At 62.1% G+C, this 23,770-nt stretch carries 20 protein-coding genes and 1 pseudogene; 5 read left to right on the top strand and 16 right to left on the bottom strand.

What is annotated here, in order from left to right:
* Positions 1-5: 5 nt before the first annotated feature.
* The 7 genes from pepN to ACWNC0_RS21680 form a co-directional block, all read right to left on the bottom strand.
* Complete coding sequence (gene pepN, locus ACWNC0_RS21650; protein WP_449474501.1) at positions 6-2,606, bottom strand: aminopeptidase N; 2,601 nt, start codon at positions 2,604-2,606, stop codon at positions 6-8.
* A 224-nt stretch (positions 2,607-2,830) separates the two neighbouring features.
* On the bottom strand, positions 2,831-3,757 hold the full coding sequence (locus ACWNC0_RS21655; protein ID WP_449474502.1) for a ParB/RepB/Spo0J family partition protein: 927 nt from the start codon (positions 3,755-3,757) through the stop codon (positions 2,831-2,833).
* Positions 3,754-4,536 (bottom strand): ParA family protein, encoded by a 783-nt coding sequence (locus ACWNC0_RS21660; protein ID WP_449474503.1) that lies wholly within the window; start codon positions 4,534-4,536, stop codon positions 3,754-3,756. Before ACWNC0_RS21660 ends, ACWNC0_RS21655 begins: the two co-directional genes overlap by 4 nt.
* On the bottom strand, positions 4,533-5,174 hold the full coding sequence (gene rsmG, locus ACWNC0_RS21665; protein WP_449474504.1) for a 16S rRNA (guanine(527)-N(7))-methyltransferase RsmG: 642 nt from the start codon (positions 5,172-5,174) through the stop codon (positions 4,533-4,535). Before rsmG ends, ACWNC0_RS21660 begins: the two co-directional genes overlap by 4 nt.
* Positions 5,171-7,021, bottom strand: a complete 1,851-nt coding sequence (gene mnmG, locus ACWNC0_RS21670; RefSeq protein ID WP_449474505.1) for a tRNA uridine-5-carboxymethylaminomethyl(34) synthesis enzyme MnmG — start codon at positions 7,019-7,021, stop codon at positions 5,171-5,173. The genes rsmG and mnmG overlap by 4 nt, the downstream gene beginning before the upstream one ends.
* Before the next feature lie 59 nt (positions 7,022-7,080).
* Positions 7,081-8,358: a tRNA uridine-5-carboxymethylaminomethyl(34) synthesis GTPase MnmE gene (gene mnmE, locus ACWNC0_RS21675; RefSeq protein WP_449474506.1), complete on the bottom strand. Its 1,278-nt coding sequence runs from the start codon at positions 8,356-8,358 to the stop codon at positions 7,081-7,083.
* 7 nt (positions 8,359-8,365) lie between these two features.
* Positions 8,366-8,620: a DUF6489 family protein gene (locus ACWNC0_RS21680; protein ID WP_196226641.1), complete on the bottom strand. Its 255-nt coding sequence runs from the start codon at positions 8,618-8,620 to the stop codon at positions 8,366-8,368.
* 143 nt (positions 8,621-8,763) lie between these two features.
* Here ACWNC0_RS21680 and ACWNC0_RS21685 point away from each other — a divergent pair, with 143 nt between their 5' ends.
* Complete coding sequence (locus ACWNC0_RS21685; protein WP_449474507.1) at positions 8,764-9,462, top strand: dienelactone hydrolase family protein; 699 nt, start codon at positions 8,764-8,766, stop codon at positions 9,460-9,462.
* A 14-nt stretch (positions 9,463-9,476) separates the two neighbouring features.
* Positions 9,477-10,445 (top strand): quinone oxidoreductase family protein, encoded by a 969-nt coding sequence (locus ACWNC0_RS21690; RefSeq protein WP_449474508.1) that lies wholly within the window; start codon positions 9,477-9,479, stop codon positions 10,443-10,445.
* Positions 10,446-10,512: 67 nt separating this feature from the next.
* Here the strand turns inward: ACWNC0_RS21690 and ACWNC0_RS21695 are convergent, their stop codons facing one another.
* Both ACWNC0_RS21695 and rho read right to left on the bottom strand, forming a co-directional pair.
* Positions 10,513-11,235, bottom strand: a complete 723-nt coding sequence (locus ACWNC0_RS21695) for a YjbE family putative metal transport protein (protein WP_449474509.1) — start codon at positions 11,233-11,235, stop codon at positions 10,513-10,515.
* 21 nt (positions 11,236-11,256) lie between these two features.
* Positions 11,257-12,513 carry a transcription termination factor Rho gene (rho, locus tag ACWNC0_RS21700; protein ID WP_449474510.1) on the bottom strand — a complete coding sequence of 419 codons (1,257 nt, stop codon included), beginning with the start codon at positions 12,511-12,513 and terminating at the stop codon, positions 11,257-11,259.
* Between the two features lie 277 nt (positions 12,514-12,790).
* Between rho and ACWNC0_RS21705 the strand changes: the two genes are divergently transcribed.
* Positions 12,791-13,738: a retroviral-like aspartic protease family protein gene (locus ACWNC0_RS21705; protein ID WP_449474511.1), complete on the top strand. Its 948-nt coding sequence runs from the start codon at positions 12,791-12,793 to the stop codon at positions 13,736-13,738.
* 174 nt (positions 13,739-13,912) lie between these two features.
* On the opposite strand, the gene ACWNC0_RS21710 is transcribed toward ACWNC0_RS21705, so the two are convergent.
* The 6 genes from ACWNC0_RS21710 to ACWNC0_RS21735 all read right to left on the bottom strand — a co-directional run bounded on the left by ACWNC0_RS21710 (position 13,913) and on the right by ACWNC0_RS21735 (position 21,218).
* Positions 13,913-15,991 carry a transglycosylase domain-containing protein gene (locus ACWNC0_RS21710; protein WP_449474512.1) on the bottom strand — a complete coding sequence of 693 codons (2,079 nt, stop codon included), beginning with the start codon at positions 15,989-15,991 and terminating at the stop codon, positions 13,913-13,915.
* 111 nt (positions 15,992-16,102) lie between these two features.
* Positions 16,103-16,507 carry a peptide-methionine (R)-S-oxide reductase MsrB gene (msrB, locus tag ACWNC0_RS21715; RefSeq protein WP_449474513.1) on the bottom strand — a complete coding sequence of 135 codons (405 nt, stop codon included), beginning with the start codon at positions 16,505-16,507 and terminating at the stop codon, positions 16,103-16,105.
* 39 nt (positions 16,508-16,546) lie between these two features.
* Positions 16,547-17,572 carry a DNA polymerase III subunit delta gene (gene holA / locus ACWNC0_RS21720; protein WP_449474514.1) on the bottom strand — a complete coding sequence of 342 codons (1,026 nt, stop codon included), beginning with the start codon at positions 17,570-17,572 and terminating at the stop codon, positions 16,547-16,549.
* Entirely contained in the window at positions 17,569-18,066 is a 498-nt protein-coding gene (gene lptE, locus ACWNC0_RS21725; RefSeq protein ID WP_449474515.1) for an LPS assembly lipoprotein LptE, read from the bottom strand. Before lptE ends, holA begins: the two co-directional genes overlap by 4 nt.
* Before the next feature lie 99 nt (positions 18,067-18,165).
* Positions 18,166-20,682, bottom strand: a complete 2,517-nt coding sequence (gene leuS / locus ACWNC0_RS21730) for a leucine--tRNA ligase (RefSeq protein WP_449474516.1) — start codon at positions 20,680-20,682, stop codon at positions 18,166-18,168.
* 86 nt (positions 20,683-20,768) lie between these two features.
* The gene (locus ACWNC0_RS21735; protein ID WP_449474517.1) at positions 20,769-21,218 is read right to left on the bottom strand and encodes a DUF3576 domain-containing protein; all 450 of its coding nucleotides are present in this window, start codon (positions 21,216-21,218) and stop codon (positions 20,769-20,771) included.
* 225 nt (positions 21,219-21,443) lie between these two features.
* Here ACWNC0_RS21735 and ACWNC0_RS21740 point away from each other — a divergent pair, with 225 nt between their 5' ends.
* A complete protein-coding gene (locus tag ACWNC0_RS21740; protein ID WP_449474518.1) occupies positions 21,444-22,175 on the top strand; it encodes a hypothetical protein in 732 nt (243 codons plus the stop codon).
* A 422-nt stretch (positions 22,176-22,597) separates the two neighbouring features.
* On the top strand, positions 22,598-22,993 hold the full coding sequence (locus ACWNC0_RS21745) for an RES domain-containing protein (RefSeq protein ID WP_449474696.1): 396 nt from the start codon (positions 22,598-22,600) through the stop codon (positions 22,991-22,993).
* Between the two features lie 191 nt (positions 22,994-23,184).
* Here the strand turns inward: ACWNC0_RS21745 and ACWNC0_RS21750 are convergent.
* Positions 23,185-23,753: pseudogene (locus ACWNC0_RS21750) on the bottom strand (thiamine phosphate synthase).
* Between the last annotated feature and the right edge of the window lie 17 nt (positions 23,754-23,770).

The following is a 23,770-nucleotide window of genomic DNA, read 5'->3' on the forward strand; positions in this document are numbered from 1 at the left end:
TCGCCTTAATCCAGGCTCTTGCCCACCTGCTCGGTAACGTCCTTCGACAGGCCCGGTTGACCCAAAATTCTCTGTAACTCGCGCCGCATCAGGGCAGCCCGGCCCTCATCGAAGCGCCGCCACCGCCCCAGCGGCGGCACCAGCCGCGCGGCGGTCTGCGGATTGAGCTTGTCGAGCGCAATGATGCAGTCGGCAACAAGCCGATAGCCCTTGCCCGATCGGTGATGGAACGCCCACTGGTTTCCGGCGAACGCGCCAAAAAGCGAACGGACCCGGTTGGGATTGGCCAGAGTAAAGTCCGGATGCCGCCCCAGCTCCTCCACCAGATCGACCGTATCAGGGTGGGAAGCAAAAGCCTGCGTCTGGAACCACTTGTCGAGCGTCAGCGGATCATCCCGGTAGCGGTTATAGAAAATGTCGAGCGCCGCCTCCCGCTCGTCACTGCGGCCGTTGGCAAGGGTCGCAAGAGCCGATTGCCGCTCCGTCATGTTATCGGCTTCATCAAATTGGGAGAAGGCCAGCCCCGCTGCATCGGCCGCGCCTGAAGCGACCAAATAGACCAAGGCGCCGTTGCGCAGCTTGCGCGCGCCCTTCGCCGCCGAGGACAGCGAAAAGCCGTTCGCCCTGTTTCGCGCGTGCACGTCGCGCCAAAGGGGCTCCAACTCGCGGCCGATCCGGCGCTGCAACGCATCGCGTGCCTCATGGATGGCATCCGGATCGACCTGCGCCATCTGATCGCCCAGATAGGCTTCGCTCGGCAAGCGAATGGCTTCCGCGATGAACGCCCCATCAAGATGCGGGTCGGTGACGGTATCCCGGATCGCCGTGACGATTGCCGCCGCGTCCAACGCCTGTCCGGCGACATGGCCAACCAAGGCATTGACCATCAACTGCTGCATCGCTTCATAGCGGGCGAAGGGATCGTCATCATGCGCGGACAGGAAAGCCAGATCGGCTTGGCTCCTGTCTGTTTCGACGACCACCGGCGCTGAGAAGCCACGATTGATGGACAGAATCGGCGCAGCAACACAGTTCTTGAAGGTGAAGCGCTGCTGCTTCTCCGTCAGGATCAACAGCGTCTCGCCCGAACTTCCGCCGCTGCCGCGATCGAACAAGGCTGTCCGAAGCGGGAGGGCGAACGGAAGCTTTTCCGGCTGGCCCGGCGTCGGCGGCGTGCTTTGCTCCAACAGCAGCTCAGCGGTCTGGGTAACGGGGTCATGCGTCAGGCTCGCCCGGACATGCGGCGTTCCGGCCTGCTCATACCAGCGGCGGAACTGGGTAAGGTCCGCCCCGCCCCCCTCTTCCATCGCCCGGACGAAATCCTCGCAAGTCGCCGCCTCGCCATCGTGCCGCTCGAAATAGAGGTCCGTCGCGGTGCGGAAGCGATCCGGCCCCAGCATCAGCGCGATCATCCTAATCAGTTCAGCGCCCTTGTTGTAGATGGTCGCGGTATAGAAGTTACTGATTTCCATATAGGATTCCGGCCTGACCGGATGGGCAAGCGGACCTCCATCTTCCTGAAACTGCGCCGCGCGCAGCACCCGCACGTCCTCGATGCGCTTGACAGCCTCGCTACCCATGTCCGCCGAAAAGTTCTGATCGCGAAAGACGGTGAAACCCTCCTTCAACGACAACTGGAACCAGTCCCGGCAGGTGACGCGATTTCCTGACCAGTTGTGGAAATATTCATGCGCCACCACCCCTTCGACGCCGTCATAATCGGCATCCGTCGCGGTCTCGGGATCGGCCAGAATGTAGCGCGAATTGAATATGTTAAGGCCCTTATTCTCCATCGCGCCGAAGTTGAAGTCCGCCACGGCGACGATGTTGAAGACGTCCAGGTCATATTCGCGACCATAGACGCGCTCATCCCACGCCATGCTGTTCTTCAACGCCTGCATGGCATGGCCCGTGCGCGGTAGATCAGCTTCCTTCACCCAGATGCCCAGCTTCACCTCGCGCCCACTCATCGTCACGAAGCTGTCGCTGTTGCAGGCAAGGTCGCCCGCAACCAGCGCGAAGAGATAGCAGGGTTTGGGGTACGGATCGGTCCATCGTGCCCAATGCCGCCCGCTGGAAAGTTCGCCCCGCCCGACCGGATCACCGTTGGAAAGCAGGATCGGATAGCGCGCCTTGTCCGCCTCCATTCGAACGGAATAGCGGGAGAGGATGTCCGGTCGATCCGGGAAGAAGGTGATCCGACGAAATCCTTCCGCCTCACATTGGGTGCAAAGCAGCCCGCCGCTGGCATAAAGGCCCATCAGCTTGCTGTTATGCTCAGGAGCAAGCTCCACCAGCGTTTCCACCTGATGAACCCCGCCCGAAAGCGGGATAATCAAGGCGCCGCCATCCGTCTTCCACTCGCCCGAGCCGAGGGCGTGGCCGTCCACCTTTACTTCGACGGGCGTCAGTTCATCTCCGTCCAGCCTCAGCGCGCGATCATGCGCACCATTGCGGCTAACGTTCAGCCTTGCCCTTACCGTCGTGCGCGCGGGGTCCAAAAGGAAGTCCAGCTCAATCTCGGGGACGAGCCAGTCGGGCGGCCTATAGTCCTGACGTCGAACGACAATGGGCGCGGAAGCATTTGCAGATTGTATGTCAGCCATCGCGGCAATCTAAAGCATTTTCCAGACAGGTGGTATCACCCGCTGGCCCGGAAAATGCGGAAAACGAGAGTTAAACCGAGCATTTTCGAGGCAGGGCGGCGGCGTCACCCGCTGACTCAGACAGCGCCGCAATTAAACCCATGCAGTTTTGATCGGGTCATGCTCTGGGCAAGACCCTCGTCAGATGCCAGTGGCGCGCGGCGAATCATGCCACGCTTGCCTGTTCAGATACGCTCGCCGGACAGGCGCTGGCACAGCATGTCGAGCTGGTCGAGCGTCGAATAACGCAACGACAGCGTGCCGCCCGCGCCCTCCCCATGTCCAATGTCCACTTTGACGCCAAGAATATCGGCAAGATGCTGTTCGAGCGCCGCGATATCGGGATCCTTGCTGACCAGTCCCGACGAGGCCCGGCCTCGCGGCGCGGCCCTGTCCCCCTTTTTCGACCGGCGCACCAGGTCTTCGGTATCGCGCACCGACAGGCCCTTGGCCTCCACGGTCTTCGCGAGCGTCTCACAATCCGGCGCACCGATCAGCGCCCGGGCGTGCCCCATGGACAGTTTCTGCTCAACGACTTGTTGCTGCACAGAGGCAGGAAGATCGAGCAGCCGGATAAGATTGGCGATATGGCTGCGCGATTTGCCAACGATCCGTCCCAGCGCTTCCTGGCTGTGATTAAAGTCCGCGATCAGCTTGCGATAGGCTTCCGCCTCTTCGATCGGGTTCAGGTCTTCGCGCTGGATATTCTCGACCAGCGCGATTTCCAGCGTTTCGGCTTCGTCAAAATCGCGGACGATAGCCGGGATGCGGTGCAATTGCGCACGCTGCGCCGCCCGCCAACGTCGTTCCCCCGCAACGATCTGAAATCCGCCGCCATGGGGGCGCACGATGATCGGCTGGATAACGCCACGCTTGCCGATGCTGTCCGCCAGCTCGGCCAAGGCACCTTCGTCAAAATGACGGCGAGGCTGCTCCGGATGCGGCTGGATCAAAGCGACTTCGATGCTCTGAATAGCCTTGGTCGAAGCGGAAACGGCCTGTGGTGCGACCGGCTCTTCTCTCGTTACGTCGCCCAGCAGCGCTGAAAGGCCCCGTCCCAGTCCATGGGGACGCTTGATAACCTTCAGCTTTTCATCATTCTCGTTGCTCAAGCCGCAACCTCCTGTGGGGGCAGACGCGAAATCAGTTCACGGGCGAGGCGCATATAGGCCTCCGAACCAGAACAGCGGAAGTCGTAGATGAGCGCCGGAACGCCATGGCTTGGCGCTTCTGAAAGCCGAACGTTCCGCGGAATAACCGTCGAGAACACCAAGTCGCCCAGACAGGCCCGCACATCGTCCGCGACCTGATCTGTGAGGCGATTACGCCGATCATACATGGTCAGCGCCACACCCATGATCGAAAGCCCCGGATTGAAACGGCCGCGAATGCGCTCCACCGTCTGCAATAGCTGAGAAAGGCCTTCCAGCGCGAAGAATTCACACTGAAGCGGAACGAGCAGGGATTGGGCAGCCACCATCGCATTGATGGTCAGGAGGCCGAGCGAAGGCGGACAATCGATGAGGCAGATATCCCACCTACCGGCCTGCGCTTCGCTGAGCACCCGCTCCAGTCGGTGGGTCCGTTCCTCATATTCGATCAATTCGATCTCGGCCCCCGACAAGTCCTGCGTCGCCGCGATGATGTCGAGTTTAGGCACGCGGGTCGGCAGGATCGCATCTTCAATGGCGCAATTCCCGACGAGCAAGTCGTAGCTTGACCAGGTGCGATCGGATTGATGGACCCCCAATCCTGTTGAAGCATTCCCTTGGGGATCAAGGTCGATCAACAACACTCTCAGGCCAGTAGCGGCAAGCCCAGTTGCCAAGTTGATCGCCGTTGTGGTCTTCCCCACCCCACCCTTTTGATTGGCAATGGCGATACGGATCATTTGCGACCTTTCTTGCCCCTTGGCGCCACCGACTGCGCTATGATGATTGCGCTTTCCGGGTCGGTGATGCTGCGTTCCACGTGAAACACACCTTGCCACGAGGATCGCGCCGCCTCCAGTTCATTCTGCGCATTACGCCCCTTTGGCAACACCCAAAGGGTTCGATTATCGGACAAATGGAGCGCCGAGGGGAAGAGGCGCTCCAACGGCGCGTAAGCGCGCGCACTGATTACCGCCGCCGCCTTTGAGGAAGCACCTTCCACCCGTCCGCCGTAAACTTGAGCATTCTTGATGCCGACACTGTCGATCACCTCATTCAGGAAATCTATTCTCTTACGCCGCGATTCTATCATCAGCACGGGCCGGTCGCTCAAGATGGCGATCACGATTGCGGGCAAACCCGCTCCCGATCCGAGGTCGATCCAAAGGCCCTCACCCGCGCTATTGGCCAATGTGAGAAGCTGAGCCGAATCCGCAATATGCCTCGCCCAGACATGATCACGCGTGGACTCTGCAATCAAATTCTGCTGATCCATTTCGGACAGCAAGATTTGCACATAGCCGTCCAGCTTCTCACATGTTTCACGTGAAACGGGGAAATGCTGCTCCAGCCATGCCTTCGCTTCATCCTCCGTCATGCGGCTTGACGCCGAACATGTACCAGCAACGCTGCCAAAGCCGCTGGGGTAATGCCCCGAATGCGGCCCGCAGCCGCCAGCGTATCGGGGCGAGCCTTATCAAGCCTCTCGATCATCTCGCTCGACAGTCCACCGATTGCCCCGAAGTCAAAGTCGGCCGGGATCGACACCCGCTCGTCGCGACGCAAGGCAGCAATCTCTGCCGCTTGGCGTTCGAGATACGGAGCGTAATGAGCGTCCTCCAAGATTTCGTCTCGCACACTCTCGTCCACTGATGTGAGCGACGGCGCCAAAGCGAACAGCAATTCCCGCTGGACTTCCGGAAACCGCGCCCATTCAAACAACGTTCTTCGCGAGCCATCCTGCCGGACATTCGCACCCGCGCGGGCAAGCTGAGTGGCGCTCAGCTGCTGCCCCAGCTCCTCATCCACACTGGCGCGCTGCGAAGCCCGCCGATCATAATGAGCGAGCCGATCCTCGCCCAATATGCCATGCACCCGACCAACGTCTGCCAGCCTACTCCCGGCATTGTCCGCTCGAAGCCGCAATCGATACTCCGCCCGCGCAGTCAGCATGCGGTACGGCTCAGTCACGCCTTGCAGCACCAAGTCATCGACCATGACGCCGATATAACTGCTCGCCCGATCGAGGATCATCGGCGCATCACCCTTGGCACGCGCCGCCGCATTCACACCGGCGACCAGCCCTTGCGCCGCCGCTTCCTCATAGCCCGTGGTGCCATTTATCTGCCCTGCGCAGAACAGGCCGGGGACCTCTCGCATTTCCAGACTGTGGTCCAATGCGCGCGGATCGATATGATCATATTCGACCGCATAGCCCGGCACCACAATCTCGGCACACTCCAGCCCCACCATCGACCTGACCATCTGCTCCTGTACATCGGCAGGCAGGGAGGTACTGATCCCATTGGGATAAACCAGATGGCTTCCCAGCCCTTCCGGCTCCAGAAAAATCTGATGCCCGTCACGATCGCCGAAACGGATCACCTTGTCCTCGATCGAAGGGCAGTATCGAGGACCGCGCCCCTCGATCGCCCCGCTGAACAATGGCGAGCGCCCCAGCCCCCCACGGATGATCGCGTGGGTCCCCTCATTGGTACGCGTGATCGCGCAGCTCAACTGCGGAAGCCGCCGTCCTGCGGAGATGGCGGACATGGTCCAATCGCCACCGTCAGACGGCTGCTCCTCCAGCACCCCCCAATTTATCGATCGCCCATCCAGCCTCGGCGGGGTCCCGGTCTTCAGCCGCGCGATTGGCAGGCCCAGCCCACGAAGCTGAACACCCAGTACCGTTGCCGCCTGCTCTCCGGTTCGACCGCCCGTCAGAGTCTCCTCGCCCCGGAATAATTTGCCGCCCAGAAATGTGCCCGTGGCCAACACGATCGCGGGAGCCGACAAACGGCGCCCGTCTGCTAACTCCAGCCCGTCAACCTCGCCCTTCTTCAGGAGCAGCGCCGCAGCCTCACCCTCGATGATTTCGATCCCGCGCTGCGCATCGATCATGCGGTGAATAGCGGCCCGGTAATGGGATCGATCGGCCTGCACGCGCGGCCCCTGAACGGCGGCGCCTTTGCTGCTGTTCAACATCCGATAATGTATCGCGGCGGCATCGGCGGCACGCGCTATCAAGCCATCCAGCGCATCAACCTCGCGCACCAAATGACCTTTGCCTAAACCCCCGATCGCCGGGTTGCACGACATCGCCCCCACCGTTGCTTTTTCGAAGGTGAGAAGCGCCACCCGCGCACCCTTGCGAGCAGCCGCAGCCGCAGCCTCACACCCGGCATGGCCGCCGCCCACCACTATCACGTCAAAAGCTGTCTGCATGCCGCGCCCTTATCAGAATTGGGGCCTCGCGGTCAAAACTGTTCCACGTGGAACAGCGGTCATTTGCCGATGCAAAATCCTGCAAAGAGCCGGTCGAGCATATGCGCGGTGCTTGCCCGCCCCGTCAGCGCGTCGATGGCCGTACGCGCATGCCGAAGATCTTCAGCGACAATGAGAAGGTCTGACTGCGGCAAGGCGTTTTCCAAATGACCGACGAGCAGCGCAACACCCTCCCGCTGCCTTTCGTGCAGAGCATATTCGCTTACCCCCGGCAGCAAGGCAGCCGCTCGCTCCAAAAGCAATGCGATGAGGGTCTCCATCCCCTCGCCCGTCACCGCCGATATGGGCAAGCCATTTGTCACCGCATGCCGGTCACATTGGGCACCGACAATAATCGCGTCGGGGCTTGGTGCCTCGGCCGCGTCGCCAAGCCAAAGGATGATGTCAGCACTGTCCAGCGCAGCGCGCGCCCGGTCCATCCCGATCGCTTCGATGACGTCCGATGTCGCCTCTCTCAAACCAGCGGTATCGGTAAACAGAAAAGCCGTGCCGCCGAGCGCTGCGGGCACTTCTATGCGGTCGCGCGTCGTACCTGCGACATCGGACACGATCGCCGCCTCCCGCCCCACCAGCGCATTCAAAAGCGTCGACTTCCCCGCATTGGGCGGCCCAGCCAGCACCACCCGGATGCCATCCCGCAAACGCTCGGCCGAAGGCGCACTTAGCGCCGACCGCACCTCCTCAATGAGCGCAGCTATACCGGAGCCGATACGTTCCTCGGCCCCATGTTCAGGCACATCATCCTCATCGGAAAAATCGAGCGCTGCCTCCGCCATGGCGGAAAGATCAAGCAAGCTCCTTTGCCACTGTTCCAGCCGACGAGAAAAATGCCCCTCGGACATGAGTAGAGCCGCGCGCCGTTGCTGCTGGGTTTCGGCGGCGAGAAGATCGGCCAGCCCCTCAACCTCATTGAGATCCATGCGCCCATTCATAAACGCCCGGCGGGTAAACTCACCCGGCTGGGCCTGCCGCACGCCTTCAAAGGACCTTAGCGCATCCTCCAGCCCCGCCACCACGGCCCGCCCGCCGTGGCAATGCAGCTCCGCCAGGTCTTCCCCGGTCGCAGTGCCAGGGCCAGGAAACCAGAGGATGAGCGCGCGATCGAGAGGCGCCCCGTTGCGCGGGTCTTTCAGCAAGGCCAGCCGCGCCCGCCGGGGTTCGGGAAGTTGCCCCGCAAGGCCCTGCAAGGCGGCAGCGGCAGCAGGGCCACTTATCCGAATGACCCCAATCCCTGCCGGTGGCGCACCACTCGACAGGGCGAAAATCGTATCTGCCATTAACGGATCAGGACTTGTCGCCATTCTTCCCAGCAACGCCAGAAAGGCCGATGTCCATCATCTGCCGGAACAGGCGCATCCCCGCATCCCCCAAGGGAGAGAAGCTTTTGAACATCGTTTCCATCTGTTCCGCGCTGGCGATGCCATCAAAGCTGTCCAGCATCGTTTTCACATATTTGTCGTGAATGGGCGTGACATCAGGCAGGCCCAAAAAGGCCCGCGCCTCGGTTGGGGTGCAATCTACGTCGACCGTTACTTTCATCCTGCGCACCTTCAATTGCCAACGATCGTCGTCATGCCGCAACATGGCCCCTGAACGCAAATAATTTGGCCACAGCAGCGTTGGCGGTTCTGCAAAAGCCGCTTATCCTCAAACACAGTGCAGCGAACGAAAGGACATCCGCCATGGGATCATTTACGCCGATTTCGACCCTTGAGGGCGATGCGCAATTCGACACCTATGTCGCTCGACCCGACGGAACCCCGCGCGGGGCGATTATCGTCATTCAGGAAATCTTCGGCGTGAACGAAGGCATTCGCCGCAAATGCGACAATTGGGCCAGCCAAGGATATCTGGCGGTTTCTCCCGACCTGTTCTGGCGTGACACCGCGCATGTCGAACTGGATGCGGACGTTCCAGAACAATTTCAGGCGGCAATCGGCCACATGCAGAAGCTGGATCAGGACCTCGCCATCTATGACATTGAATCAGCGATCAAATTCGCTCGGGCCGAACTGAGTGGCACAGGCAAGGTCGGCGTGGTCGGCTACTGCCTTGGCGGGCGGCTGACCTTCATGGCGGCCTGCCGGACGGATGGCGACGCCTTTGTCGGCTATTATGGCGTGGGCATCGACAATCTTCTGGGCGAGCAGCATGCGATCGGCAAACCCGTCCTGCTGCACATCCCCACCGCTGACGGATTCGTGCCGCCGGAAGTCCAGAAGACGATGCATGACGGCCTGAAGGACAATCGCCATGTAACCCTTCACGATTATGAGGGGCTGGACCATGGCTTCGCCGCTGAAATGGGCGCGCGCCGGGTCGAGGATGCCGCGCAACTGGCCGATCAGCGCACAGCCGATTTCTTCGCCACGCATCTCTGACCGATGCGCCGCCCATGACACGAGCCTGGCGCATGATCGTCCGCGCGACCGGTGGTCCGGAGGTGATCGAGCGGGAGTATTTCGATCCCGCGCCTCCGGCCGAGGGTGAGGTGCTGATCGCTCAAGATGCAATCGGCTTGAACTTCATCGACACCTATCATCGGTCGGGCCTCTACGAAGCATCGCTCCCCCTCACCCTCGGCGTCGAAGGCGCGGGCTATGTCGCGGCCTTGGGACCGGGCGCCAGCGGGCTGGCGATCGGCGACAAGGTTGGCTCGGCGGGCGGTATGGGCGCCTATGCCACCCATCGCACGGTCGCCGCCGACCGCGTCATAAGGATTCCAGACGAAATCGGCACGGATGACGCAGCCGCTATGATGTTGAAGGGCATGACCGCCTGCTTCCTTGCAGAGGATATATTGCCGCTGCGGCAGGGTCAGGTCGCCCTCGTCCATGCAGCCGCGGGTGGCGTAGGTTCCGTGCTGGTGCCTTGGCTTCGGGACAAGGGCGTCGTGGTCATCGCCCATAGCGGTTCAGCAGAAAAGGCCGCAACCGTGCAAGCCGACCACAGCCTGCATTGCCCGTTGCCGGACCTTGCCGACCGGGTGCGCGCCCTTACGGACGGACAGGGTGTAGACGTTGTCTATGATGGCGTGGGGAAGGATAGCTGGAGCGCGTCGCTTGGCTCTCTCAAACGGCGCGGCATGATGGTGAGCTATGGCAATGCGTCTGGCCCAGTACCGCCGGTCAGCCTGCTGGAACTCAGTCGCGCCGGATCACTCTATGTGATCCGCCCCACCCTGTTCGACTATATCGTGACGCAGGAGGAACTGAAGCATGTCAGTGACCGCCTGTTCGATCGCATGCTGAGGGGCGTCGTTCGCGCCCATATCGGCCAGCGTTTCGCCCTTTCGGAGGCTGCGGAAGCACATCGGGCGCTGGAAGGGCGACAGACCATCGGTAGCACCATCCTGGTGCCATAGGCGCGCTGAAGAAGTCTGAAACGGGTTGAGCAGGTGACGGGCTCAAACCCGCCCCTGCTCGCCTCAATCACACAAAGAGGGTCAGAATGCCGACCTGATGGTCGATAATACCCTCATAGATCATCTTGACGGCGACATAGATGATGACGGCCAGACCCAGATAAGCGATCCACCGGAAACGCTCGATATATTTGGCGATGATGTTCGCCGCGATACCCATCAGGGCAACCGACAGGATAAGCCCGATGATCAGGATGCCAGGGTGATCACGCGCCGCGCCTGCCACGGCCAGAACATTGTCCAGGCTCATCGACACGTCGGCAACGGCGACAGCCCAAGCGGCGGCTGCGAAGCTCTTGGCGGGACGCAGCCCCGATATGTCATCGTCGCTGGGATCGTCCGGCGTGTCGGCACCCCGCTTCGGGTGCAGTTCGCGCCACATCTTCCAGCTTACCCACAGCAGCAGCAGGCCACCGGCCAGGATCAGGCCGACAATCTGCATCAGCTGCGTCACGACCAGGGCAAAACCGATACGCAGCACCAATGCGGCGATGATACCGATCATGATGACGCGCTGGCGTTGCTGCACCGGCAGGCCCGCCGCCAATGCGCCCACGACGATCGCATTGTCGCCAGCCAGCAGGATGTCGATCATCAGCACTTGGCCAAAAGCCGACAAGGCAGCCGGAGAACCGATATTGCTGAAATCGTTGACGATGTGCCCCCAAATATCGGCGGGCGAACCCATACCCTGCGCGGCAGCGGCGGCAGTCGTAAGAAGGTCGATCATAACGGCCTGATATAACTCCGCTTATTGGTTCATCGAGTCGAAGAAATCTTCGTTGGTCTTGGAATCCTTCATCTTGTCGAGCAGGAACTCCATTGCGTCGACCGTACCCATCTGCATCAGGATACGGCGCAGCACCCACATCTTGGAAAGCTTGGCCTTGTCGACCAGCAGCTCTTCCTTGCGGGTGCCCGACTTGCCGACGTCCAGCGCCGGGAAGATGCGCTTGTCCGCGACCTTGCGGTCCAGCACGATTTCCGAGTTGCCGGTGCCCTTGAACTCTTCGAAGATGACTTCGTCCATGCGGCTGCCAGTGTCGATCAGGGCCGTCGCGATGATGGAGAGCGAACCGCCCTCTTCGATGTTGCGCGCCGCACCGAAGAAGCGCTTGGGACGCTGGAGCGCATTGGCGTCAACGCCGCCCGTCAGCACCTTGCCCGACGAGGGCACGACGGTATTGTAGGCACGACCGAGGCGGGTGATCGAATCAAGCAGGATCACCACATCCTTCTTATGTTCCACGAGGCGCTTGGCCTTTTCGAGCACCATTTCGGCGACCTGCACGTGGCGCTGCGCGGGTTCGTCGAAGGTTGAGGACACGACCTCGCCCTTCACGCTGCGCTGCATGTCGGTGACTTCTTCCGGACGCTCGTCGATCAACAGGACGATTAAGAAGACTTCGGGATGATTGTCGGTGATCGCCTTGGCGATGTTCTGGAGCAGGACGGTCTTACCGGTGCGCGGCGGCGCGACGATCAGGGCGCGCTGGCCCTTGCCCTGCGGCGAGACGATGTCGATGACGCGGGCCGACTTGTCCTTGACCGTCGGGTCGAGCGTATCGAGCACCAGCTTCTGGGTCGGATAGAGCGGCGTCAGGTTGTCGAAGTTGACGCGATGGCGGACGACATCCGGGTCATCGAAGTTGACGGAGATAAGCTTCGTCAGCGCGAAATAGCGCTCGCCATCCTTGGGCGCGCGGATTTCGCCTTCCACCGTATCACCCGTGCGCAGGCCGAACTTGCGGACCTGATTGGGCGACACATAGATGTCGTCGGGACCGGCAAGGAAGTTCGCTTCGGGCGAACGCAGGAAGCCGAAGCCATCGGCCAGCACCTCGATCGTGCCCTCACCCATGATCTGCTCGCCATTTTCCGCCTCAGCCTTGAGGATCGCGAACATCAGGTCCTGTTTGCGCAGGGTCGATGCGCCTTCGACGCCCAGTTCTTCCGCCGTGGTGACCAGGTCGGCGGGTGATTTCTTCTTGAGGTCTTTAAGGTGCATTCGACTTGAGTCCGATGACGAGAGATGAAGATTGGAAATACGAAAAAGGAGAGTCGCCCGGTATGGAAAACACGGGACTCCGGCGCTGGACGGCCGGGATAGACCGTCCGCGTTTAGCGATCAGCCCCCCCCAAAGTCAAGGTGTCGCTTGGCCCTGCCTTGCTGGAAATGCTGGCTCCCGCCGCCTTCATCGGCAAATGGTGCAGCAGTTGCGGCAATGGACCGGCCTTTGCGATCCATGCTATGACTTGGCGCTCTAGCTGAAGAGGCGAAGGGCATGAGAAGGCCTTATCTCGTCCCTGCAATGGCCATCCTGATGATGTGCCCGCCCGCCGCGGGTCAGCCGGTAACTGCGGCCGATCCGCCCGCCGTGGTCCGCACCCTCTCGACCAGTGACGACCGCGTCTCCATCCCCATCCACATCGATGGACGCGGCCCTTGGAACTTCATCGTCGATACCGGATCGCAGCGCACCGTCATCTCCCGTGATCTTGCCGATCAGCTCGCCCTCCCCGCCCGACGTCGCGTCACCATCGTCAGCATGGCGGGCCGCCAGGAAACGCGCACCGTCGCTGTTCCGCAGCTCGGCTATGGCGCGGAAACGGTCGATGACATCGAAGCGCCCGTGCTGGAGGGGGACCATCTCGGCGCGGCTGGGCTGCTCGGGCTCGACAGCCTGCATGCCAAGCGCCTCCTCCTGAATTTCCGCACCGGCCGAATGGAAATCGGCGCCAGCCGTCCCTCATGGCGGGACCCCAACGCCATCATCGTCGAGGCACGGCGCCGCAAGGGGCAGCTGATCCTGCTGCATTCCGACGCCAACGGGTTGAAGGTCAACATCATCCTCGACACCGGCACGCATCTAAGCGTTGGCAATCTCGCCCTGCGCGACAAACTGATCCGCAAGAAACGCGCCCCGGCGATGAGCGAGATCAGCCTGATGAGCGTAACCGGCGAGACCCTGACGGGTCAGCTTGGACGCATCGGCAGGATCCGCATGGGACCCATCGCCTTGACCGACCTGCCAGTCATGTTCGCCGATGCCCAGCCGTTCAGCGAACTTGGGCTGCAGGATAAGCCGACCCTGCTACTGGGCATTCAGGCCCTCAGAATGTTCGATCGCGTCGCCATCGACTTCGGCCGGGGCAAGGTCGATTTCCTGATGCCGGATGCCAGCGCCTTTGATCCACGGCGCTTTGCCGCAGCACCCCGTCAGGCCGGTTAGAGCATTATAGAGCCTTGTACCCTCTATCTCCATCACTCAACTCCGTTCGGGCTGAGCTTGTCCAAGCCCTCTCCTTATTAAAAAGGAAGTGGAACCGTTGGCTTCGCCAGCCTGCGGCTCGACAGGCTCAGGGCGAACGGTAACGGGGGGAGTGCCGATTTAGGGATCAATGCCCTAGCGCGGCGCAGTCCGCTGCCTGTCGCGGCCGAGCACCTGATCGATCCATTGCTGGTCCAGCTTTGGCGGCGCCGTCCGGGCACGAGGCGCCTGATCGACCGACTGATCGTCCTGCTGGGGCTCTTGATCTTGCTGCTGTTGCTGCGGGTCCTGACTGATCGGCAATCCATTTTCATCGACCATCATGCCCCCGCCCGTTCCATTATCGGGCTGGCCATAATAGGCCTCGTCGTCGGGCTCCAACTGCCATTCGGGCAGCGTTACCTGCGTCTCGAACTGCTCGACGGGGCGGCGCGACACGGCGACCTTCATATAGTCGGCAAAGGCGTGCGCGGGCGCGCGGCCACCCTGCAAAACACTCACCGGTCGCGCATCGTCCCTGCCCATCCAGACGCCCGTCGTGATCCCGCTGGAAAAGCCCAGGAACCATCCATCCTTGTTGCTGCTGGTGGTGCCCGTCTTGCCCGCGACCGGCCTGCCAATCTGCGCCGCCTTGCCCGTGCCCGTGCTGACCGCCGTCTGCATCAGGTCCGTCATCCCCGCCGCTACCCAGGGCGCGACAAGCACCCGGCTGGTATCATCCTGATGCTGGTAGAGCAGCCGCCCATCGGCCGTCGTCACCTTCGTGATGCCATAGGGCGTTACCGCCACCCCCTTGCGCGCGATGGACGCAAAAGCGCGGGTCATGTCGATCAGGCGCACGTCGGACGTGCCCAACACCATCGAGGGATGCGTATTGATCGGCGTCGTCACGCCAAAGCGCCGCGCCATGTCCGCCACTGTGGGAAAGCCCACCTCAACGCCCAGCTGCGCGGCAACCGTGTTGATGGAGTAAGCGAAGGCCGTCCGAACATCGATGTCGCCGGAATAGCGACCGCTGCTGTTGCGCGGGCTCCATCCGTTGATCGTCACCGGTTTGTCCGTAACGCCGGTATCAGGCGTATAGCCCGCCTCCAGCGCCGCCATATAGACGAATATCTTCCAGGCCGAGCCCGGCTGCCGCGTGGCTGTCGTCGCCCGGTTATAGTTGGATGTCACATAGTCGAGCCCCCCGACCATCGCCCGCACCGCGCCATCCCGATCGAGCGAAACCAGCGCACCCTGCGCACCCCCCGGCACATTCGCCTGGATCGCCGCCGTCGCCGCCTTCTGCATGCCCAGATCGATGGTGGTATAGACCTCCAGCGGCTCATTGGGCTCATCCACCAGCACATCGAGTTGCGGCAGCGCCCAGTCGGTGAAGTAGCGCACACTGTTTTGCGGAGGCTCCGGCGCCATCTTGACGTCGTTCAGGTCGATGCTGGCCCGCTGCGCCGCGCTGATCGCGCCATTTTCCTGCATCAGTTCCAGCACGACGCCCGCACGGCCGATTGCCGCTTCGGCATCGGCGGTCGGCGAATAGCTCGACGGCGCCTTCACCAGCCCCGCGATGATCGCCGCTTCCGGCAGGCTGAGCGCGGCGGCGGGGTGACCGAAGAATTTACGGCTTGCGGCGTCGATGCCATAGGCGCCGCCGCCGAAATACACCTTGTTGAGGTACAGCTCCAAAATCTGCCGCTTGGAAAATTTCCGCTCCAGCGCCAGCGCCAGGATCATCTCCCGAACCTTGCGGCCCCAACTATAGCTGTTGTTGAGGAAAATGTTGCGCGTCACCTGCTGGGTAATGGTCGACGCACCCTGCCAGCGGCGGCCCTTGCCCCGATTCTCCAACGCCACCCAGGTCGCGCGCGCCATGCCGATCGGATCGACGCCGGGATGCAGGTAGAAGCGCCTGTCCTCCGTGGAAACCATCGCATCGACCATCACCGTCGGTATCTGGTCATAGGACAGCCAGCGGCCAAAGCTCGGCCCCAACGACACGATCACGCTGCCGTCGGCGGCATGGACGCGGATCATCTGGCCGTTGGGCGATGATTTCAGCGATTCATAATCGGGCAGCGACTGGTAGGCGATCACCACCGCCACGACGATCGCGAACAAAGCGCCCACCGTCGCGACCAGTCCGAACTTGATGCCCCGGATCAGCCACCGCTTCGCGCCCCCGGGCGTGTCCTTGCTCTTGCCTGCTCGTGCCATCTACATCGCCCGGATACGCGCTAAGGGATCAAGCCACCAGCGCAAAACAGGCACTGACAACCTCATGATCTTGGTTCTCAATAGGAGCGACGCTTTACCGGCGATGAATGATTATTCAACCTCGTCGCGCGGCTTGAAGTCCAGCGACGCACTGTTCATGCAATAGCGCAGGCCGTTGACGCCCGGACCATCGGGAAAGACATGGCCCAAATGCCCTTCGCACTTCGCGCAACGCACTTCGGTGCGGATCATGCCGTGGCTGCTGTCGCGAATCTCCTCCACCGCGTCGATGTCGACCGGTGCGGTAAAGCTGGGCCAGCCAGAGCCGCTGTCATATTTTTCCTCGGCATCGAACAACTCTGCCCCACAACCGGCGCAAAAATAGACGCCGTCAGCCTTGTTGCTGTTATATTTGCCGGTAAAGGCCCGCTCCGTCCCCGCCTCTCGCAACACATGAAATTGTTCGGAAGAAAGGCGCTCGCGCCATTCGGCGTCGGTCAGGTTGAGCTTGTCCATGGCCGCAATATGGCGACGGCCTTTCCTGCGATCAAGCGCTTAGCGCTCCCGTGCCGCCTGCCGCGCAATGGCTAGCAGTTCGTGGCGCACCATCAGGTCGCCAAGGCCCCTGCCCGACCGGCTCGCCCGTTCCGCCTGCGCCAGCCGCTGGATCACGCGGGCGATGCCATGCGCGTCCCACAGCCGCACCTGCCGGGTGACGACGCCCTTTTCCTTCCAGAATACCTGTTTGCCCGCCGCTTCGACGGCTCCTTCCAGCCGTCCGCTGTCATCGAAGGACGAACGGATATTGGCGAGCAGCATCGCACGGGTCAGTAGTGGACGCAGCACCGCCGCCATCGCGGTCCCTGCCTCAGCCAGACGCCCCAGTTCCCGATGCATGGCGCGCAGGTCGCCCCCCAGCACGGCATTGACCAGCGGCGCCGCGTCCGAATCGGGATTGTCGGCCGACAGGGCGTCCAGCGCTTCCGCCGTCGCCTCGGCTGGCCGATCCGGCGCGGCGTCGAGATAGAGGATCAGCTTCTCGATCTCACCGCCCATCAACGCGCGGTCACCATTGGCAAGGTCCACAATCCGCTTCGCCAACTCGGCGGGCAGGCGCAGTCCCCCTTCGCGCGCGATCGCGACGGCAATCTGCTCCGCCTCCCGCGCATCCGGCTGATAGGAGGCGAACGCCATGGCCAGCGGACTGTCGAGCGCCAGTTTCAGTAGCTTGGACGTACCCTTCAGCGCCCCTGCGGTAGCGATAACCGGGTTGCCTGCCGCCAGCGCTTCGAACAATGCCGTCACCGCCGGCAGCGACTCCTCGCCCATGCCGTTGACGCGTATCCAGCGCCGGTCACCGAACATGGAAAAGGACGCGGCCTCATCCGCCAGCCGGGCCGGATCGTCCCGCAATGTCGGCCCATCCAGATCGACGCGCTCCGCCTCCGGCCCCATCGCGCGTTCAAGCCGCTTGCCCAGCGCCGCGCTCCCCGCCTCATCGGGGCCGTAGAGCAGGAAGAAACGGATATCGGCCGGGGGTGCGTCCAGCGCCTTTTCAATCTGGCCGCGATTAGCCTTCAACGCTGCTGGTCCCTCGCCGCGAACAGCGCCAGCCGGGATACGATCTGGTCCGCAATCGTCTGCGACAGCCGTTCCAGCGCGGTATCTTCCGCCGCGATGGTCGCATATTCGCTGGACGTGACGTCGATGCCCGCGTCCGATCCCGCCGTATCGTCGATCACCTGCGCGCCGGTGGCCGCATCGATCAACTGATAGCGCGCCCGCAACGTCCGCCGTTCGCGCGTAATCGCCTGGTCAGCGCGCAAGCCAAAGCCGCTGATCTGGTCATCCAGCTTCACCACCAGCCTGTAGCTCGGCCCCGCGCCGCTCATTGCGGACAGGCGGTCGTTGAGCGCATTGCGCACCAACCAGCCGCCCTTCCCTTCGATCGGCGCAACCTCGACATTGCCCAGCTTCTGCGCGACCGCGCCATGACTGCCGCCACTGTAGACGGGACGCAGGCCACAAGCGGAGAGGATGACGGTGGCAGCAAGCAGGGGCAAAATGCGCTTCATGGGACACTCTCTACCCGTTCGGGCGGAGCCTGTCGAAGCCCTGTTCTTCTTTTGAAGAAAAGAGAGCCCTTCGACAAGCTCAGGGCAAACGGTTCGTTGTTAAATGACTAGGTTGACCAGCCTGTCAGGCACCACGATCACCTTCTTCGGGGTCGCGCCATCCAGCGTCCGCGCCACATTGGGCGCCGCAAGGGCGAGCCGTTCCAGCTCATCCTTGCTCGTCCCCTTGGGCACGGTGATGGTGTCGCGCAGTTTGCCCATGACCTGGCAGGCAATCGTCACCTCATCCTCGACCAGCAGCGCCGGATCGACCTGCGGCCAGGCTGCGTCGGCAATCAAGCCTTCCTCGCCCATGTCCGCCCAGGCTTCCTCCGCCAGATGCGGCGTCATCGGCGCGACCAACAGCGCCAGCGCCCGGATCGCCCCGCTACGGCTCGCCGAAGGCTTGGCCTTTTCCACCGCATTGGTCAGTTCGTAGATCTTCGCCACCGCCTTGTTGAAGGACAGCGCCTCGATATCCTTGGCGATGCCATCGATCGTCTGGTGCAGCTTGCGGTCCAGCGCCTTGTCTTCACCCTCGGCACTCTTGTCAGCCTCTCCAAACAGCCTCCAAAGCCGGTTGATGAAGCGCCACGACCCTTCAATGCCGCTTTCGGTCCAGGGCAGGTCGCGCTCGGGCGGGCTATCGGACAGCATGAACCAACGAACCGCGTCCGCGCCATATTGGGCGATGATGTCATCGGGATCGACGACATTCTTCTTGGACTTCGACATCTTCTCGACGCGGCCCACCGTGACCGGGCCACCGCCATCGACCATGACGATCTTTTCACCCTGCCGCGCCACGTCCTGCGGGGCGAGCCATGTGCCTTCAGGTGACTTGTAGGTCTCGTGCGTCACCATCCCCTGCGTGAACAGACCAGTGAACGGCTCGGCAAAGCCCAGCTGCCCCATATACTGGAGCGCCCGCGTCCAGAACCGCGCATAGAGCAGATGCAAAATCGCATGTTCCACGCCACCGATATATTGTCCCACCGGCAGCCACTTCTCGACCGTTTCCCGATCGAACGGCTTGTCCTTGGGCTGGCTGGCGAAGCGGATGAAATACCAGCTGGAGTCCGCAAAAGTATCCAACGTATCGGTCTCACGCCGCGCCGCCTTGCCGCATTTGGGGCAATCGACATGCTTCCATGTCGGGTGACGGTCCAGGGGATTGCCCGGAATGTCGAAGCTGACATCCTCGGGCAGCACCACGGGCAGCTGATCCTTGGGCACGCCCACGACCCCGCAATCCTCGCAATGGATGACCGGAATCGGCGTCCCCCAATAACGCTGGCGCGACACGCCCCAGTCGCGCAGGCGGAACACGGTGGTGCCATTGCCCCAGCCTTCGCTCTCTGCGCGACGGATCACCTCTGCCTTCGCATCCTCGACGCTCATGCCGTTGAGGAAATCGGAGTTTACCAGACGCCCCGGCCCGGCATAGGCCTCGTCACCGATGCCCTTGTCCTCATCACCCTCGGCCGCGACCACGCGCTCGACGGGCAGCATATATTTGCGCGCGAAATCCAGATCGCGCTGGTCATGCCCCGGCACCGCCATGACGGCGCCCGTGCCATATTCCATTAGCACGAAATTCGCGACGAACAGCGGCAGCTTGGCGCCGGTAAAGGGATGGATCACCGATCGCCCGGTGTCATAACCCTTCTTCTCCTGCGTCTCGATCTCCGCAGCGGCAGTGCCGCTATGACGGCATTCCTCGGCGAACGCAGCCAGACCCGCATCCTTCGCCTCCAGCGCCAAAGCGATCGGATGGTCCGCCGCGATCGCCGCAAAGCTCGCGCCAAAGATCGTATCGGGCCGGGTCGAAAAGACCTCCAGCTCCCCGATGCCATCGACGGCCTCGTCGAGCTTGAATCGGAACTGCAAACCGACCGACTTGCCGATCCAGTTCTCCTGCATCAGCCGCACCTTTTCGGGCCACTGATCCAGCGTCTTCAACCCACTCAGCAGATCATCGGCAAATTGCGTGATCTTGAGGAACCACTGGCTGAGCTTGCGCTTCTCGACCAGCGCGCCCGACCGCCAGCCCTTGCCATCGATCACCTGCTCATTGGCCAGCACGGTCATATCGACCGGGTCCCAATTGACCGCGCTTTCCTTGCGGTAAACCAGCCCCGCTTCCAGCATGTCGAGGAACAGCGCCTGCTCCTGCCCATAATAATCCGGCTCACAGGTGGCGAGTTCGCGGCTCCAGTCGAGCGCAAAGCCCAGCTTCTTCAGCTGCGCCCGCATCGTCGCGATGTTGGAGCGCGTCCAGTCGCCCGGATGCACCTTCTTTTCCATCGCGGCATTTTCGGCCGGCATGCCAAACGCGTCCCAACCCATCGGATGCAGCACTTCATGCCCGGTCATCCGCCGGAACCGCGCCAACACGTCGCCCATCGAATAGTTGCGGACATGGCCGATATGGATGCGCCCGGACGGATAGGGGAACATCTCCAGCACATAGGAGCGCGGCTTGTCGCTCGTATCCGACGCCTTGAACGTCTGCTTCTCGTCCCATACGGCCTGCCAGCGGGCATCGGCCTCAAGCGGGTTGAAGCGCCTTTGCATCTGTTCACGTCCCCAAAATGCATGCGGGCTGAGCTCTTCCAAGCCCAGCCCCTTTGTTGTTCAAGAAATTGGATGAAAGGAAGGGCTTAGCCTGCGATCGCCATCCGGCGCAGGTCGCGCGCCTTGGTCAGGATGATCTCTTCCAGCTTCTGGACCGTGGCGGCCTGCACCGGCGCATCGACCCACTGGCCGCCCTGATTAACCTGACGGCTGGCCGCGACACGCAGCGCATCGGCGCGCAGGTCCTGGTCCAGGATCGAAACGGTCAGCTTCATCCGTTCATTGGGCGTGTTCGGATTGGCGTACCAGTCCGTCACGATCACGCCGCCGTTGGAATCGGTCTGCACCATCGGCATGAAGGACAGCGTGTCCAGTGTCGCCCGCCAAAGATAGCTGTTGACGCCGATCGTCGTCACCTTGGACGCGGCCAGATCGGCCTTGGGACGTTCCTTGGCCCCGCCGCCGCAGGCAGCGAGCGGCAAAAGCGCGGCCAGCAGCAGACCGGCGGAAACAGAAGCGGGTAGGCGGCGGACCATCAGGGCATGTCCCATATTGAAGAAAAACGCCCCGCTTCTATAGAGAAGCCGTCGCAATGGGCAAGGGGGCCGTGGCAGCAGTTGCAACGCTTGGCCGCCAGCCGCGTTTTGGACTCTGTGTGTTCCGTGCAACAGCCCGGACAAAAAGGTCATGACGTACTACCCATCGCGGCTCGACGGGTGTACAAGTTTTGAAAATAAGTCGGTGGGGAAGAGATTCGCGTTATGCGCATGAATAGGGGATATTTGGCATTGGCAAGCGCGGCAGTTGCCGTCGCTGGCTTTATGCTGTCTCCTGCTATTGGCGCCGCGACCGATCTTGCCCGGCTACGCGCCGACGTGCCGGTGTCGCTTGGCGCTCTGGGCAGCATTTCCTCCTTCACCCCGACGACCAAGGACCCGCGCCTGGCTGCCGCCTATGCCCGGATCGCAGCGTCGGCTGGCCGTCAGAATTTCCGCTTCACCCCCACTAGCGGCTCGCTCAGCGGGCAGCGTTCAGTGACGGTGATGGTCCGCGCCGCCGATCTCAACGATCGCGTCACGGTCAGCCGCACGATCGACCCGGTCGGCATCGCCCCCGTCGCCTTCAGCCTGAACAATGCGCATAACTGGCGCAAATTCGCGCTGCCGGAAGCTGTGGGCCGCAAGGAACTGGACCCGGTTTCGATCGAGCAAATGGCTGGCGCAAAGAATTTCTCGCTGGATCAGGGAGCCAAGAACCGTTTCAGCACCAAGGTGATGATCGAAAGCCGCCGCGATCCGGGCACGGCCGTGCGCAACCCAAATGCGGACAAGGATTATTCGCTGGACCTCGCCAGCTCCTATTCGCTGACGCGCAACCTGAACGTCACCGCTGGCCTGCGCTACAACAACAGCGTGATCGGACGCCTGACCCCGATGACCGACGAGCGGCAGGATAATCAGGCCGTCTATCTGGGCACCGTGTTCAAGTTCTGATCTTGGTGAGCTGAAACTTCGGCTTCTTTAATCGGTATCCGGGTTGAGGTCATTTGGCCGCACGGCTGTAATTGCTTTCCATCTATATCTGACGCCACTCCTTCGTCATCCCAGCGGACGCTGGGATCTCGTGAGGCTGGATCGAACACTCGACACAAAAGCGCGGCGTTCACGCATGGATGACAGCTGATGACGATATCTTGCCATGGAACTTAGCCAATCGTTCACCCAAAGCAGTCGTTGTCTCGCCGTCGGCTGACAAGTAGGCTGGCTCAATGACGAACGATCCGAGCTCATTGTTCCGAACGGTCAGCGGCAAATTTTTCCGGTCTGTTCTCGCAAATCGGGTAGATGACGTCCTTACGCCCCTCAGGCCCGAGAGCGCAGGACGCTACCATCGTCCTGGCCAAGCCGTGCTCTACATGAGTCCGCAACTGGAATGGGCAATGATCGCGGTTTCGGGCTACATCCGAGAAGATGGTCGGCCCCGTGTCGTAGTCCCATTGATCGTAGGCGAGGCCCATGTGCTCGATCAGCACGACGAACATGCCTGTCGCCTCCTCGGCATCGATCGCGATTTATCGAATGCACAGTGGCGACAGGCCTTGGAGGCCGAACAGGAGCCTCCATCGTGGCGTAACGCGGATAAAGCGCGTGCGGCAGGCGCAGATGGCATAATTGATCGTTCGCGCATGATCTCGGGCGGATGGCACGTGAACCTATTTCAGTGGAATGAGCTTGGCGGCCCATCAGTGTCAGTGACCGGAGAGCCAATTCCCATTCACCTATCGAACGACGGGCCGAAATGGGGTTTGTAGTCGGCGGCAAGCGACCAGATCTGACCTTAAAATCCTCCCTACGCGAAGCGTGGGGAGGGGGACCGCCGCGCAGCGGTGGTGGAGGGGAATGGCACGACCTGCGCATTTTCCCTCCACAAGCCTGCGGCTGGTCCCCCTCCACATCTAGCGATGAGGAGGACTAGCCATGACCGCTTCCAGATTAGGCCCTATCACCCCACCACCGATCCCCCCGTCAGACCATCAATCGCCGCCCAGCCCGCGGCGCCCAGTCCTTTCAATATCCGCCGATGCCCCGCGCGAACGCCCCCCAAGGCAATCACCGGCATCCGCGCCCTATGCGCCAACGCCGCGAATCCCACCCGTCCCAGCACTCTTCCCCCCGGATGCGACCGCGTGGCGAACAGCGGCGACAGGAAGATAAGGCCCGCCCCCGCGCGCTCGGCCCCTCGCAACTCCCGCGCATCGTGAACGGCCATGCTGCGCAACAACGGCCGTGCAGTCCACCCGGCCCCACGCCCATGCCAACCATCAGCGCCCCAGGCCGCTGCCTCCCGCGCCGGTCCCGCCAACAGCAGCTTCAAGCGCCGCCGCCGTGCGACCTCCGCCACCCGGTCGAATAGCGCCCGCCGTTCACGCGGCCCCGTGCGATAGTGGCGAAACAGAATTCCCCCCGCCCCTTCGGCAGCCGCGCGGCACTTGCCAGCAGCACTGCGGACGCAACGCGCTCGTCCGTGACCAACCAGATGGAGGGCATATTTTTAGCGTAGCGACCTGTCATCACCCTCGCCTATAGCA

Source organism: Sphingobium chungangianum (assembly GCF_977014255.1).